At 54.9% G+C, this 14,353-nt stretch carries 16 protein-coding genes; 11 read left to right on the top strand and 5 right to left on the bottom strand.

From position 1 onward, the window contains the following. Positions 1-13: 13 nt before the first annotated feature. On the bottom strand, positions 14-784 hold the full coding sequence (truA, locus tag Yoon_RS15890) for a tRNA pseudouridine(38-40) synthase TruA (RefSeq protein WP_238113537.1): 771 nt from the start codon (positions 782-784) through the stop codon (positions 14-16). Between the two features lie 94 nt (positions 785-878). Between truA and Yoon_RS15885 the strand changes: the two genes are divergently transcribed. Further along, positions 879-2,291: a YcjX family protein gene (locus Yoon_RS15885; protein WP_238113535.1), complete on the top strand. Its 1,413-nt coding sequence runs from the start codon at positions 879-881 to the stop codon at positions 2,289-2,291. Then, entirely contained in the window at positions 2,288-3,277 is a 990-nt protein-coding gene (locus Yoon_RS15880; RefSeq protein ID WP_238113534.1) for a YcjF family protein, read from the top strand. The genes Yoon_RS15885 and Yoon_RS15880 overlap by 4 nt, the downstream gene beginning before the upstream one ends. Before the next feature lie 2 nt (positions 3,278-3,279). Here Yoon_RS15880 and Yoon_RS15875 read toward each other — a convergent pair whose 3' ends face one another. After that, positions 3,280-4,272: a DUF2125 domain-containing protein gene (locus tag Yoon_RS15875; RefSeq protein WP_238113532.1), complete on the bottom strand. Its 993-nt coding sequence runs from the start codon at positions 4,270-4,272 to the stop codon at positions 3,280-3,282. A 62-nt stretch (positions 4,273-4,334) separates the two neighbouring features. Beyond that, entirely contained in the window at positions 4,335-4,514 is a 180-nt protein-coding gene (locus Yoon_RS15870) for a hypothetical protein (RefSeq protein WP_238113530.1), read from the bottom strand. A 495-nt stretch (positions 4,515-5,009) separates the two neighbouring features. On the opposite strand from Yoon_RS15870, the gene Yoon_RS15865 reads away from it, so the two are divergent. From Yoon_RS15865 to Yoon_RS15855, 3 genes are all read left to right on the top strand, one after another. Continuing rightward, entirely contained in the window at positions 5,010-5,894 is an 885-nt protein-coding gene (locus tag Yoon_RS15865) for a hypothetical protein (protein ID WP_238113528.1), read from the top strand. A 267-nt stretch (positions 5,895-6,161) separates the two neighbouring features. Beyond that, a complete protein-coding gene (locus Yoon_RS15860) occupies positions 6,162-6,842 on the top strand; it encodes a Crp/Fnr family transcriptional regulator (RefSeq protein ID WP_238113526.1) in 681 nt (226 codons plus the stop codon). A gap of 230 nt (positions 6,843-7,072) precedes the next feature. Continuing rightward, entirely contained in the window at positions 7,073-8,065 is a 993-nt protein-coding gene (locus tag Yoon_RS15855; protein WP_238113524.1) for a TraB/GumN family protein, read from the top strand. On the opposite strand, the gene Yoon_RS15850 is transcribed toward Yoon_RS15855, so the two are convergent. Next, positions 8,062-8,709 (bottom strand): DUF2161 domain-containing phosphodiesterase, encoded by a 648-nt coding sequence (locus Yoon_RS15850; protein WP_238113522.1) that lies wholly within the window; start codon positions 8,707-8,709, stop codon positions 8,062-8,064. The two genes, Yoon_RS15855 and Yoon_RS15850, sit on opposite strands and share 4 nt — an antisense overlap. A 117-nt stretch (positions 8,710-8,826) precedes the next feature. Between Yoon_RS15850 and Yoon_RS15845 the strand changes: the two genes are divergently transcribed. From Yoon_RS15845 to Yoon_RS15820, 6 genes are all read left to right on the top strand, one after another. Continuing rightward, positions 8,827-9,744, top strand: coding sequence for a manganese-dependent inorganic pyrophosphatase (locus tag Yoon_RS15845; RefSeq protein WP_238113520.1), 918 nt, complete (start codon positions 8,827-8,829; stop codon positions 9,742-9,744). Positions 9,745-9,768: 24 nt separating this feature from the next. Continuing rightward, a complete protein-coding gene (locus Yoon_RS15840; RefSeq protein WP_238113518.1) occupies positions 9,769-10,644 on the top strand; it encodes a TIGR01459 family HAD-type hydrolase in 876 nt (291 codons plus the stop codon). Between the two features lie 87 nt (positions 10,645-10,731). Then, positions 10,732-11,175, top strand: a complete 444-nt coding sequence (locus Yoon_RS15835) for a MaoC family dehydratase (RefSeq protein ID WP_238113516.1) — start codon at positions 10,732-10,734, stop codon at positions 11,173-11,175. A gap of 36 nt (positions 11,176-11,211) precedes the next feature. Further along, positions 11,212-12,153, top strand: coding sequence for a bifunctional riboflavin kinase/FAD synthetase (locus Yoon_RS15830; protein ID WP_238113514.1), 942 nt, complete (start codon positions 11,212-11,214; stop codon positions 12,151-12,153). After that, positions 12,143-12,613 carry a YcgN family cysteine cluster protein gene (locus Yoon_RS15825; protein ID WP_238113512.1) on the top strand — a complete coding sequence of 157 codons (471 nt, stop codon included), beginning with the start codon at positions 12,143-12,145 and terminating at the stop codon, positions 12,611-12,613. Before Yoon_RS15830 ends, Yoon_RS15825 begins: the two co-directional genes overlap by 11 nt. Next, positions 12,614-13,660 (top strand): low specificity L-threonine aldolase, encoded by a 1,047-nt coding sequence (locus Yoon_RS15820; protein ID WP_238113510.1) that lies wholly within the window; start codon positions 12,614-12,616, stop codon positions 13,658-13,660. A gap of 4 nt (positions 13,661-13,664) precedes the next feature. Here the strand turns inward: Yoon_RS15820 and Yoon_RS15815 are convergent, their stop codons facing one another. Further along, positions 13,665-14,255, bottom strand: coding sequence for a 2-hydroxychromene-2-carboxylate isomerase (locus Yoon_RS15815; protein ID WP_238113508.1), 591 nt, complete (start codon positions 14,253-14,255; stop codon positions 13,665-13,667). Positions 14,256-14,353: the final 98 nt, after the last annotated feature.

Genomic DNA, 14,353 nt, shown 5'->3' with positions numbered 1-14,353 from the left:
ATTGACCATTCACTTAAGCGGCAAACGGGTCGTTGGGGTATGTCACTGCGGCCAAATATAACCCCTGTGGCGGGCAGACAGGGCCGCAAGCTGCGCGGTCTTTGGCTTCAAGCGCCTTTGTCACATCGTCTGGCGTCCAGCGCCCGGACCCGACACGTTCGAGCGTACCGACAAAGCTGCGTACTTGGTTATGCAAAAAAGATCGCGCGCGAATATGGAACTGATATTCGGTTCCGACTGCACGCGGAATTTCAACGACCTGAAGCGAATCCAAGGTTTTCACCGGGCTTTTTGACTGGCAGATCGACGACCGGAATGTCGTGAAATCATGCAAACCAATCAGCCGATCCGCGCCCGCCTGCATCGCACCCGCATCCAAAGCATGATTCACCCGCCACATTTGCCCGGCCTCGGATGTTAATGGCGCACGGCGCGCGATCAGTCGGAATAGGTATTGCCGTTCAAGCGCGCCAAATCGCGCATGCCATTCATCATCAACCCGCGCACAGTCCATAATCGCAACCGGGTTAGGTTTAAGATGATAATTGAGCGCTTCGGACAGGCGAAACGGGTCCCAGTCGCGCTGCAAATCGCAATGCGCGACCTGCCCAGTTGCATGCACCCCTGCATCAGTGCGCCCAGCGGCGCCAATCGTGTGTTCGCCCGGCTCAATCTTGGCAAGGGCCGCTTCAATCGTGCCTTGCACTGACGGCTGGTCGTTCTGGCGTTGCCACCCGGCAAAGGGTGCGCCGTGATATTCAACAAGAAGGGCAAAACGTGGCATGCCCCCGATTAGGCGCGCCGGGCGGTAAAATCAATCCCTACACATCTGCGCGTACCGCCCCTATCTTGAAACCACGCAGTGAAGGGGCCCGAGGTTGGTTTTTAGGACGATCGCAAATCAAGTGTCATGGGCCGCGGCCGAAATCACAGACACATTGACCCATCCGTTCGCGGAACCGGTGATCCGTCTGGGGGTGACCGGGTTGTCGCGCGCGGGCAAAACGGTGTTTATCACCTCGCTGGTCGCAAATCTGATGGATCGCGGGCGGATGCCGCAACTGACCACCGCAGCAAATGGGGCGATCACCGCCGCCTACCTTCAGCCTCAACCCGACGATACGATCCCCCGCTTTGCATATGAGTCCAATCTAGGATGCCTGACCGCGCCTAACCCTAAATGGCCTGATAGCACTGATCGGATTAGCGAATTGCGGCTGTCTTTACGGGTGCAACCTTCGGGGCTGTTGGCCGGGCTATCTGGCCCGCGCACGGTGCATATCGATATCGTCGACTATCCCGGCGAATGGTTGCTTGATCTGGCTTTGCTGGACCAATCCTATGCGCAGTGGTCTGCCGCCGCATTGGCCCGCGCCAAGGGCCGCCCCGGCGGGGACGCCTATCTTCAGCAAGCGCGAGACATCGACGCAAATACCGCATTGGATGAGCCCGCCGCGCAGGCGCTTGCAGCCGGGTTTACCTCACACCTGAACGCAAGCCGTGCGGCAGGGTTTTCAGATTGCACACCCGGTCGGTTCATGCTGCCCGGTGAATTGGCAGGATCGCCCGTGCTCACATTTGCACCTCTGCCCGGCGAAAAATTCGCGCGCAAATCATTGGGCCGCGAGTTTGAGCGCCGCTTTGAAAGCTATAAACGCAACATCGTGCGCCCGTTCTTTCGTGATCATTTTGCCAAGATCGACCGGCAGATCGTGCTTGTCGATGTTCTGGGCGCGATCCATGCGGGGCCAGCTGCACTTGACGATTTACGCAATACGATGGCCGGAATTTTGGGCGCATTTCGTCCCGGTCGCAATGCGTTCCTGACCCGTATCTTCCAGGGGCGACGGGTCGAGAAGATTCTGTTTGCCGCAACCAAGGCCGACCATTTGCACCACAGCCAGCACCCGCAACTGACAGCCATTGCCCAAGCATTGCTCCGCGAGGCCAGCGACCGCGCTGATTTCGCAGGGGCCAAGACCGCCGCCATGTCCATTGCGGCCTTGCGTACAACGGTTGAAGATACAGTCGATCACGCAGGCAAGCCGATTGACGTCGTGCGGGGGCGGTTACTTGAGACCGGAAAGCAAGCCGCGTGTTATCCCGGTGATCTACCCGACGACCCAGCGCATTTGCTGTCGCCGGCCCGCGCCGGGGCCGACAATTGGTTAGATGCGGATTACGCGGTGATGCGGTTTGCACCTGCGCCGCTGACGCTGCGCCCCGGTGACGGGCCACCACATATTCGGCTCGATAAGGCTGCACAGTTTTTGTTTGGGGATCGCCTATGACCAATGGCCCTGTTCTGATTGATCTTGACGAAACTGAACAAGCGCAGCCTGACGCGGCACCCCCGGTGCCTGATCTTGCGATCAATGCCCAAGGGGCAGCGATGCAACAGGTGGCAACGATCGCGGCACGCAAACCGTCGCGCCTAGCCCGCCTGTTTTGGGCGACCACGATGACATTGGTGGGGTTCATGCTGTCTTTGGCGGCATGGGACTATGTGACCGGTTTGCTTGCTCGTTCGCCCATTCTAGGCGGCATCGCCACCGCGCTGGTCGGGGCGATGGTGCTTGTCCTCGCATTGGTTACACTGCGCGAACTGGCTGCATTCACGCGCCTGAAAAGGCTCGATGCCATCCAACGCCAAGCCAATGATGCGCTGAACACAGGCGACTTGAATGCCGCACGCGCGGTGGTGACCGCGTTAGATAAGCTATATAAGGCGCGTGAAGATACCGCTTGGGGGCGATCCGAATTACAGGCGCGCAGCGGCGATGTACTAGACGCCGACGGGTTGATCGGACTGGCTGAAAACACGCTTTTGGACCCGCTCGACGCCCGCGCACAGCGCGAAGTCGAAGCCGCAGCCCGTCAGGTCGCAACCGTCACCGCGATTGTGCCACTTGCGCTTGCCGATCTGTTCACAGCGCTGACCGCCAACATGCGGATGATCCGACGCATCGCAGAGATTTACGGCGGTCGCGCGGGCACCTTGGGCAGTTGGCGTTTAACACGCTCTGTGCTGACGCATTTGGTGGCCACAGGTGCTGTCGCTGTGGGCGACGATTTGATTGGGTCGATTGCGGGTGGTGGGGTGTTGTCCAAGGTTTCGCGGCGCTTTGGGGAAGGCGTGATAAACGGGGCATTAACAGCCCGTGTTGGCGTGGCCGCGATGGAAGTCTGCCGCCCGCTGCCGTTTCACGCCACATCGCGCCCATCAGTCACGGCGCTCGTGCGCCGCGCGCTCAGCGGGCTATTTGGTAAGGAGTAATTCTACCAAAACTGTGGCGCCGTCCCAATCGGTATAGGCCCCAGCGACATGCGCCCGGCGTTAAAAGTAATAGGAAATTCCGGTGCACCACCTTCCACGGCCATCGCGGATGCCAGGGTAACAACCGTTAACTTGTTGCCAGCGTCAATCACCCCAGCCGCGACCATCAAATCAATGATCTCGCGCCATTGCGCGGACCGGAACGTAATCCGCCCATCGGGGTTGCCTTGGGCATCAATGTCAAATGCACCTTGCGCGCGTATCTCAATCGGGCCCCATGAAATCGTCAGATTGCGCAGGGTGAATTTCGTCGCGCGCGGTTCCCGCCCGCGCCCATCAAAACCATGCCGATCAAGCGGCTGATCAAATGTCACGGCACTATCAAACACAGCGCGCGTTATGGCAGTGCCCAATGCGCCGGTAGGGTCGATTTGTTGCGCAATTACGCTGGGCAGCACGACCTGATCGGCATCGAAATAGGCGTCATAACGATTCTCGGCAGCCGGTTCCGCGCGAAAGGCCAAAAGCGCGCGTTCCGCATTGATTTGCCAGCCAAAATTAGACGCAACTTGTGCCGTGCCAACTTCGACGGTCGCGTCATCAAACGAAAGCGCGGTATTTGCTGCGACACCCGCGCTTGCACGCAAATTCTCGGTTGTAATCTGCAGGGTTTGATCACCAAAGCGCAAGGTCTGATCATTGGCGAAGGCGGCGATCACGCGATTGGGTTGATAGCTGAGCGCGAACACCTGCACAAAGGGCGCGGCCCATTGCCAGCCTTCGTCCTGCGGGGAAAGAGAGAATTCTGTGATTGTGGTGTCGAACCGCGACGGGAAACCGATTGTGTTCATCTCAGCATAGGTCAAATTCCAACCATCAGTGCGCGCCTGTGTGACTGCTGTTTGGGTGCCATAGGCAACGGCGCGTGCGCCGACAAACCAATAGCCGCTGTATAGAATGGATAGGAATATGACCAAAAATGTCAGTCGCCGCATTGCGTTGCCTCGGGTATAGAATTTGATGGCAACTTAGCGACAGGATTGCGCGGGCGCGAGTATTACTTCTTTTCGACAGCTTTGGTGTTTGTTGTTAGCCGATCAAGAATGTCATCGACGTCTGGGAACCGATCTTCACTCGCATCATCGTCAGCGGGAAAATGCACCGCAGATGACCTGAAATCTGTTGTATCCTCATGCAAAAGATCCAAATCCACGTCCATTTTTCTGTCGCCGGCCATATGCTTGCTCCTACAAAAAGCCCGTCTTGCTTTCGCACACGCGTTAACCAAGAGTTATCCACGATATGCTTGCGCAAACGTTTACGTCTTAACAATCTGCCCTAAAAACTATTTTACTTCGTCGTTTTCATCAAAAATACTGATAGCTCTGCCGAGCCTGAGAAAACCATTACAAATACAAGATACTAGATAAATCACTTTCAAAAGCGTCGCCGAAATGCTGCTGTAGTTTTGCAACAGTCAGCTTCTCGCTAAGCGGTAAGAGACGCGATACATTCAGCTTATGCATGTGTGCCCCTTTAATCAAGCGACGATTCTTGCGGAGATAAAAACGGTGAATTGCCAAAAATCTGTGTCTTTGCTGCCAATTTAAGCATGCCATTCGGAGTTTTCGCCGACTCTGTGTCCAAAGTCACAAACGGGCAAGTGATAGGGCCGTAAATGTTTAGCACGCATACATTCGTGTGCCCGAAAAACAGATTAAAGGCCCAAATCATGTTCACTCTTGCCCCAGCGAACCCCGCCCGCAACGATCTGGAATGGTGCTGGTTTTTGCGCGGTTTTGGCAAAGCTGGCGACGCAATCGAACGCGCCTTGTACAAAATTGGCGTGATGGATCATACGGGTTGGGCCCGTTGGAAGCACAGTGCGTTAACCGAAACTGGCGCCCCAGTTGCTGTTCGGTTTTCGACGCATGATCAAGCATTGTCGATCATCACAGAGGTCGAAAACCCCGCTCAGGACCCAAAGACGCGACTTGCCATCGCTTGCAAGATGATCACCGCATTAGGCGGCGAAGCCCCCGAAACGCCATTTCGTGAAGTGATCAGCGCCGCGCAGGGATCATCCCCCCTGACATTCGGCGCGCGCCTAGGTTTGCGCCATGATAACGACGCGCTGCACCTTACCCTGTATGTCGAATTGCCTGAGGGCGCATCGGATATGTCCGGATTGCTAACGCATTCCCGGATCGGGGACGACAACGCCGCCGATCAGAATGTGACAATGCTAGCGTATGATGTTCAAACCAAACATGTCAGTTTGTTTAGCATCCCCGATGCCGAAACCCTGACCCAATTGCCTATCGTATGTACAAGCAAGCAGCCGATTGCGATACGCAGAAAACTGGGCGCCGAAGACACAGCGTATAAGGTGATCCAAAATGACATTCGTTCTGCTGACACAGAAGTCTTGGCACAGCTAACCAGCTTGGAACAGCGCGTGCTGCAAAGGCATCCCTGCCTGATTGAGCATTTACAAACAACGATTCCAGATGCTGCATTTCGCGGGGATATTTGGGTTTCAGAACAAAACGACGGCCAGACAGAGTTGACGTTTGACATCGCCGCCCCTTGGATAGGGAGTGATCAACCGTACTAACTTGTTGTTTCTAAGCCACATCACGTATTTGGGCCTCACGTGGTGAACGCAGCCAAAAGCCCAATATAATTGGTCATAATGCGAGCCTGGCTTGCTGGCCAATGATCCGCTCCGTTTCGGCAGCGAGCCAAATCTGCTAGGTAAATCATTTTCTATATTTGGAGCGATCGCTTACGTGCCTATAGTCCCACTGCGGACTAAGGGATGTAGCATGACACACTTACGATACCAGCGCGTTACGGGCCGTAAACACGTGTGGTTTAAACAATGAAGCCTCAAGAATTGCTGCACTATAATTTGCCGCTTTTTTCCGGTGTAACCGTCGAAGATTTGGCCGATATTCCGCTTGTTCTAACTGAAAAGACATTTAGTGCGTGGCAAACGATCTTTGATCAAGATGACAATTCACACGATGTCTATTTCTTGCTTTACGGGTCTTTGCTCGCCGTGTTTTGGACAAGTGACGGGCGTGAAATCGTGTTTTCGCGATTTGCGATCGGTGCACATTTTGGCGAATTAGCGGCGTTGGACGGCACAAGCAGATCATTGGCAACTGTCGCAAAAACCGAAACCAAAGTCCTTATTCTTAAACGCGACAGCTTTTTGCGGTTGTTTAACGAGGTACCGTTGATCCGTGATCGGATCACGCGCCAAATGGTCGCGCGCATTCGTACGCTCACAGAGCGAAACATGGAAATGACAACGCTGTCTGTCGAGCAACGGGTTAGCACGTACCTACTCCGTCTTGCTGCAGAACACGGCAAATTATGTGTGGGTGCCATCATCGAAAACGCGCCGACACATGCAGAAATCGCGGGTACCATCGGCGCGAACCGTGAAATGGTGAGCCGATCTATCAGCAAACTGTCAAAACGCGGAGTCATCAAAGCTGCACGGCAACGTATCGAAATTCTTGATCCGGCAGCCCTTTCCGAAGATCTATCTTAACCGTGTTTTAACACACAAACCGTAACAATGCGGTATGTTAAGCACGTTATAAGTATCTGAAAGGCGGCACCATCGTGAGGTTATTTAGTATTTTGGGACCCGAAGGTGTTGTTGGGCTCGTCGGTGCGAGCGTATTTTTGTTGCAGCGACTGTTAACTTAATCCCCCGACACAATTGACCCGCGCAAAAGACGGCTTACCTTAATGGGGTCATAACCCAAAGGAATGCCAATGTTCTTGCGCGCTGCCGCCACTGCCCTCTTCTCGGTTTTCAGCCTGCCCGCCCTCGCGCTATGCGCTGGCGAAAGCTACCTTGATCAGCTGAGCGCCGAACAACATCAAAAATTGTCGGCAGCAGTCGCAGATATCCCTTTTGCGCAAGGTCTGGTTTGGGACGCGCGAAAAGATACGCAAAACCTGCGCATCGTCGGGACGATGCATATATATGATCCGCGCCTTGGTGCACTGTTCGCAAGCATTTCTGCGAGCGTCGCCTCTGCCGATTTGATCTTGGTCGAGGCCACGCCTGACGATCAGGCAGACCTGCAACAGCTGATGGCCCGTGATCCCAGTCAACTGTTTCTCGTCGACGGCCCTACGCTGCCTGAACTTCTGGACGGCCAAACCTGGGAGTTGCTTTTGCAGGCCGCCGCAGACCGGAGCATTCCAAGCTTCATGATCGCGAAAATGCAACCTTGGTACGCGTCGCTACTCTTGGCTATGCCGCCTTGCGCAATGGATGATGTAATCGCAGGCCGCTTGGGGCTTGACCATATGATCATGGACGCGGCGGCAGAGGCTGGTGTGCCGATGCAATCACTTGAAGCCTTCACCACGCTGTTCGCGATCTTCCAAGAGGAGAGCTTGGACGAACAGATCGAATTTCTGCGCATGGGTCTGATGATGCCTGATACCCAACAGCAGGTGTTCGTCGCCATGCTTGATCGCTATTTCGCCAAAGACGTTGGCACCTTATGGGAAATGTCGCGCCTCACGCTCGCCGATTTGCCAGAGCTGGATTTAGAAACCGCCACGGTGCTTTTTGACGAAACCCAGGAATCAATCCTTGATGAACGTAACCGCAACTGGATTCCTGTCATCACCGAGGCAACCAAATCCCATAATAATGTCATCGTCGCAGCCGGGGCCGCGCATTTGATTGGTGAAAACGGGATATTAAATCTGCTCCAAAACGACGGCTGGACACTGACGCGCGCTGATTAGTCATCGCCGAAATCAGCTAACCCCTGCTTGCCCGCATCGGTCAACGCGTAGATGCCGCGGTCGACACGTTCGAACCAACCATAGTGATCGTCGGCCATAATGCGCGTGGCCTGCGGTACTTCGGCCCAATCTTTGACCTTTGCACCCTTTGACGGCCCGTGAATCGCAAGAAATCGGGCGCAGCGCACAGCGTCTTGGCGGTAGCCCGTCACGATCCCATGTCGCGTGGCACCGCCCGCATTTGGGTCGCCCTGCAACCGATCAAACGCGCGCAACAGCCGGGTTTTCTTTTTCTTGGATTTGCGCGCTGCATAGGGCCCCGGATCGGCCAGAATCTCGACAAAGCCGTCGCGCGCGCGCACCGTCATGACGCCCAGCCCTGCGCGCCGCGCGAGGTTTACGTTTGCCTTCAATGCCTTGGCACGCCCCCCGGCGGGAACCGCAATATAAACATCATCGGTGAGCGCAAGTCGTTCAATCCCTTGATGAAAAAGCGCCAGCGAAAACCCCAACTTCAATTCGACCACAATCAGATCATCGCCGCGCCGTCCGACAACATCGGCAGAGCCGACCTCTCCTTTGACGTCATAGCCTTGGCGTTGCAGATGGGCCTTGATCGGCGGGTATAGGTCAGCTTCGCGCAATTGTATCTTTCGCGTAGGGTGGATCTCGATCCACCTTACACCATTAAGACCATGGGGTGACAGTCGCTTGGTGTGGTTTTATAAGGCGGTCAAAGTCTCCCTTAGAAAGCATCACACATGACAACTCTTGTTTTTGGCCACAAAGCCCCCGACACCGACAGCACCGGATCCCCCCTGATTTGGGAATGGTTTTTGAACCACACAGGCATCGAAGCCAAAGCTGCGTTGCTGGGCGCCCCCAACACCGAAGCCGCATTTGTCGCCAAGCGCTGGGAATTTGATCTCCCCGAAGTGATCGCCGATGTCGAAGACGACCAGAAATGTGTGATTGTCGATACAAACAACCCCGCTGAACTGCCAGCGAACATCAACAACGCTGACGTTTTGGCGATCATCGACCACCATAAACTGGCGGGCGGTCTGGAAACCAAAAACCCAATTAACATCACCATCCGCCCATTGGCCTGCACCGCGACAATCATGCACGAAATGATGGGCGAAAAGGCCGCTGATATGCCCGAGGGCGTCAAAGGGCTGATGCTGTCTTGCATCCTGTCTGACACATTGGCGTTCCGCTCGCCAACCACAACATCGATGGATAAAGAGCTAGCAGAAACACTGGCGGCAGATTTGAAAATCGATCTCGAAGCCTATGCATCTGAAATGTTCGAAGCTAAATCAGACGTCTCCGAATTCTCTGACGCGGAACTTTTGCGCATGGACAGCAAAGAATACGGCGTTGATGGCAAGAAATTCCGCGTTTCAGTTCTAGAAACCACTGCGCCGAAAATCATCTTGGACCGCCAGAAATCCATCATGGAAACCATGCCAAAGGTCGCCAAAGAAGATAGCGTCGATGAAGTTCTGTTGTTCGTTGTCGACATTCTGAACGAAGAGGCAACAATGTTCATCCCGAACGACATTGTGAAATCTGTGGCTGAAAAATCATTCGACGCCATTGTCGAAGGTGACAGTGTTGTTCTGCCCGGCATCATGAGCCGTAAAAAGCAGATCATCCCGAACCTCAAAGCTTAAAACACCCTGTACAAAGGCCGCGCCATGACCCGGATTATCGAAACTTTCGCAGACATCTCGGGCCAATACGACGCGGCCTTTGTTGACCTATGGGGTTGTATGCACGACGGGATCACGGCCATTCCTGATGCCGTCGCCGCAATGCAAGCCTATCGCGCCAACGGTGGTATTGTGGTGCTTGTCACCAATTCGCCGCGCCCGTGGGAATCAGTTGCACGTCAAATCCTTGGCTTTGGTATTCCCGAAGACGCATGGGATGCGATTGCGACTTCGGGCGATAGCGCACGTGCGGCAATGTACCGTGGAATCGTGGGCGAGAAAGTCTATTTCATGGGTGAAAGCCCGCGCGACGATGATTTTTTTAAGCCATTGTCGGTGATCGAAAACCCAGTCGATATTCAGCGCGTGCCGCTAGATCAGGCCGAAGGAATCGTGTGCTGCGGCCCGTTTGATCCGATGGCCGATGTCGATGTGAACCGCGCGGATTTCCTTTTTGCGAAACAAAGAGGGCTCAAGCTGCTCTGCGCGAACCCTGATATTGTTGTGGATCGTGGTGAGGTACGTGAATGGTGCGCGGGCGCGTTGGCCCAGCTTTATACTGATATGGGCGGCGAAAGCCTGTATTTCGGCAAACCACACCCCCCCATTTACGACCTTGCACGCCGTCGCTTGGCAGCGCTGAACAAACTGCCTGCTGACGCACCAATTATCGCTATCGGCGATGGGCCTCACACTGATGTTCTGGGCGCTGTGCAAGAAGATTTGGACGTGCTGTTTATTTCTGGCGGGCTTGCCGCCGCTGAAACAAAAACAGTGACCCAGCCTGATCCAGAGGCGCTGCGTGATTATCTGAACGCGCAGCAAACGCATGCGACGTTTGCAATCGGACAATTACGCTAAGGGTACTTGATTTTTCTGCGGCCGCGAAGTAATAAAGTTTCAAAGCCGAAAGGCTTATCGGATTTTTATTACCCAATGGAACGCGACATGCTTGATAATGCCCCACGTGGAACCATCTGCATTGAAGACATCGAAATCGGTATGATCCGCACCCTACGCAAGGTTGTGACAGATGAAGATATCGAAATGTTCGCCACTGTCTCTACTGATCATAACCCTGTGCATCTCGACGATGACTATGCGCAAGATACAATCTTTGGCGGGCGCATCGCACACGGCATGCTGACTGCCGGGCTGATCAGCGCGGTGATCGGTGAACAATTGCCGGGGCATGGCACCGTGTATCTGGGGCAAAGTCTTAAATTCTTGGCCCCTGTGCGTCCCGGTGACATGGTTCTGACCGAAGTCGAAGTGATGGAAATCGACAACGCAAAACGCCGCGTGACAATGAATACGCGCTGCCTTGTGAACGGCAAAAAGGTGCTTGTCGGCGACGCCACGGTTCTCGCACCATCGCGCAAGTTCGACTAGGGTTGCAGCCCTTTGCAGGCCGCGCTACGCAAGGCCATGCGCATCATTCGTGACACACTTTTTATCGACCCTAGCGACCGCGGCGCAGCTGCGGCGATTGGGAATTTCGACGGCGTTCATATCGGCCACCAATCGGTGATTGATCTGACACGGAACATCGCCAAGGCTGAGAATGCTCCGCTTGGCCTGATGACCTTTGAGCCCCACCCCCGCAGCTATTTTTCACGCGATTCGAAACCATTTCGCCTCATGAATGCCGAGGCCCGTGCAAACCGGTTGGATAAGCTTGGCGTCGAAAAACTGTACGAGGTCCCATTTAACGAAGCCCTTGCCAGCCTCACGCCGCGCGCATTTGCGCAAGACGTCATTGCTGATCGGTTAGGGTTGAAACACGTCGTTGTCGGTGCCGATTTTTGTTTCGGACAAGGGCGCTCTGGTACGATTGATGACCTGCGCACCTTTGGGGATGAAATGGGCTTTGGCGTTACCGTGGCCCCGATTCTGAAGATTGGACCAGCAAATGTATCATCCACCGCCATTCGGCAGGCCCTGAGCGACGGCAAACCCCGCGACGCCGCTGCAATGCTGGACCATTGGCACCGGATTGAAGGCGAAATTATTCGCGGTGATCAACGTGGCCGCGAGCTTGGGTTTCCGACGGCAAATATGTCAATTGCCGGCCTGCACCCACCAAAATTTGGCGTCTATGCAGTTAAGGTCGATGTCTTAGACGGCCCGCACGCAGGCAGCTACGATGGTGCGGCCTCTATTGGTGTGCGCCCGATGTTTGATGGCGATATACCAAATTGCGAAAGCTACTTGTTTGATTTTAAGGGTGACCTTTACGGTGCGACCCTTTCGGTTGCATTGGTCGACTATCTGCGGCCAGAGCTAAAGTTTGACGGGCTGGACGCGCTGATCGCGCAAATGAACGCTGATTGCGACACCGCCCGAAAGATATTGCAAGATGTCGAATGAAATAACTCGCGCTGGGTTGGCTGACCGGTTTTGGGAAACCAAACCGATGGACAAGCTGACGCAACCCGAGTGGGAAGCGCTTTGCGATGGCTGCGGGAAATGCTGCCTGAACAAGCTAGAAGATGAAGATACCGGCGTTGTTGTGATGACCCGCGTTGCGTGCCGATTGCTGGACGACCAAAGCTGCCTATGCGGGAATTATTCAATTCGGCATAACTTCGTTCCCGAATGCATCGTGCTAAGCCCGAAGACCATCGCAGATACAATGTATTGGCTGCCGCAAACCTGTGCTTACCGTCTGATCTATGAAGGTCGCCCGCTGTTTGATTGGCACCCGTTGGTCACAGGCGATCCCGAATCTGTCCACCGCGCCGGCGTATCCGTGCGCGGCATGACCCTCCCAGAGTTTGAAATCGACGAAGACGACTGGGAAGACCACATCATCGAGGAGCCAACATAGATGTTTTTCTCATCCGATAACGCAGGACCCGTACATCCACAGGTGATCGCGGCGATCACTACAGCCAATACAGGCTACGCGCCCGGCTATGGCAGCGATGCATTCACCCAAGATGCGCGCCAAAAAGTCCGCGACACTTTTGAAGCCCCCGAGGCAGCAGTCGAATTTGTCATCAACGGCACCAGCGCCAATGCGTTGCTGCTTGCAACCATGTCGCAACCTTGGGAAACGATCTTTTGCGCCGATGTCGCCCATATCCAAGAAGACGAATGCAACGCACCAGAGTTTTATTCGCAGGCAAAGCTGACGTTGGTGCCGACAGTCGACGGCAAAATGTCACCGGACGCCTTGCGCACCAAAATCGAATCTGAACAAAATCGCGGCGTACATGGCCCGCAACGTGGACCGCTTTCGATTACGCAAGTGACCGAAAAAGGCACGATATACAGCTTGGATGAAATTCGCGCGTTGACAGATGTGGCGCGTGAATTTGGCATGAAAACTCACATGGACGGCGCGCGCTTTGCTAATGCGCTGGTCGCGCTCGATTGCACCGCAGCTGAGATGTCGTGGAAGGCTGGGATCGACACCGTTAGCTTTGGCGGCACGAAGAATGGCGCATTAGGTGTCGAGGCCTGCGTGATCTTTGATCCCGATCTCGCTTGGGAATTTGAGCTGCGCCGCAAACGTGGTGGTCATCTTTTGTCAAAGCACCGCTTTCTTTCAGCGCAGATGCAAGGCTATTTGGCAGACGGTCTTTGGCTGGATTTGGCGCGCGCCGCGAATGCGCGCTGCACACAATTGGCGACAGGGCTGCGCGATTACGACGGGTTAACATTTCAATGTGAACCCCAAGCCAATATCATCTTTTTTGACATGCCACGCCGTGAACATAAGCGGATGCTGGATGGCGGCGCGTTTTACTATGTGATGGGCGGCGACCCGCATACGGGTGATCCCGATGGCATGCTGACCGGGCGTTTGGTCACTGATTGGTCAGTAACGGAAGATGCCGTGCAGCAATTCGTTGATCTGCTGCACGGCTAAGGCTTTAGCCCGCCAAATAAGCGTCCAGATCATCCAACCGATCTTGTCCCCAAAACCGTTCATCCGTGTCGGTGATAAAGAATGGTGCGCCAAAGGCCCCGTTGGCGACCGCATCTTCAAGGTTGGCCGCATAGGTTTCTGCACTGGTCAACATATGCTTATCCGCAAGGTCAGGTGCAAACCCAGCTTTGGTCAGGCAGTCGCGGATCACGTCTTCTTGAGAGATGTCCTTTTCTTCAGCCCAACAGGCCGCGCCGATCGCATGGACCAACCCCGCCACGTCTCCCCCCTCATTCTGGGCGGCAATGATCGCATAGGATGACGGCGCGGGATTCGTTGGCCAAAATGCGGGCTTTGGGTTCAGGGGCAATCCAACCTGCGCGGTTTGGCGGCGCAGCTCTTGGGCGCGGTATTCCATGCGGCTTGGGTGGCGATCTTTGGGCGCGGTGCCGCCGGTGCGGGAGAACAGGCTCATGATATCCAAGGGGCGATATGTGATGGTTGCACCATGTTTCGCGGCAATTTCACCTGGCCGCGTCCCGCATAGGTAGCTAAACGGTGAAATCGTTGCAAAGAAGTAGTCAATATGGGCCATTTTCGTCTCCTGATGTCCGCGAATTGTTTGCGTGACGGTAACCCTGTGTTAGTCGGTGTCAACGCTTCGAATCTGTCATGTACTTGTTACTGCCTTCT

The sequence above is a fragment of the Yoonia sp. I 8.24 genome (assembly GCF_022096995.1).
Taxonomy (GTDB): domain Bacteria; phylum Pseudomonadota; class Alphaproteobacteria; order Rhodobacterales; family Rhodobacteraceae; genus Yoonia.
Note: the sequence above shows the minus strand (reverse complement) of the source record. Positions and strands in the feature narration are given on the sequence as shown.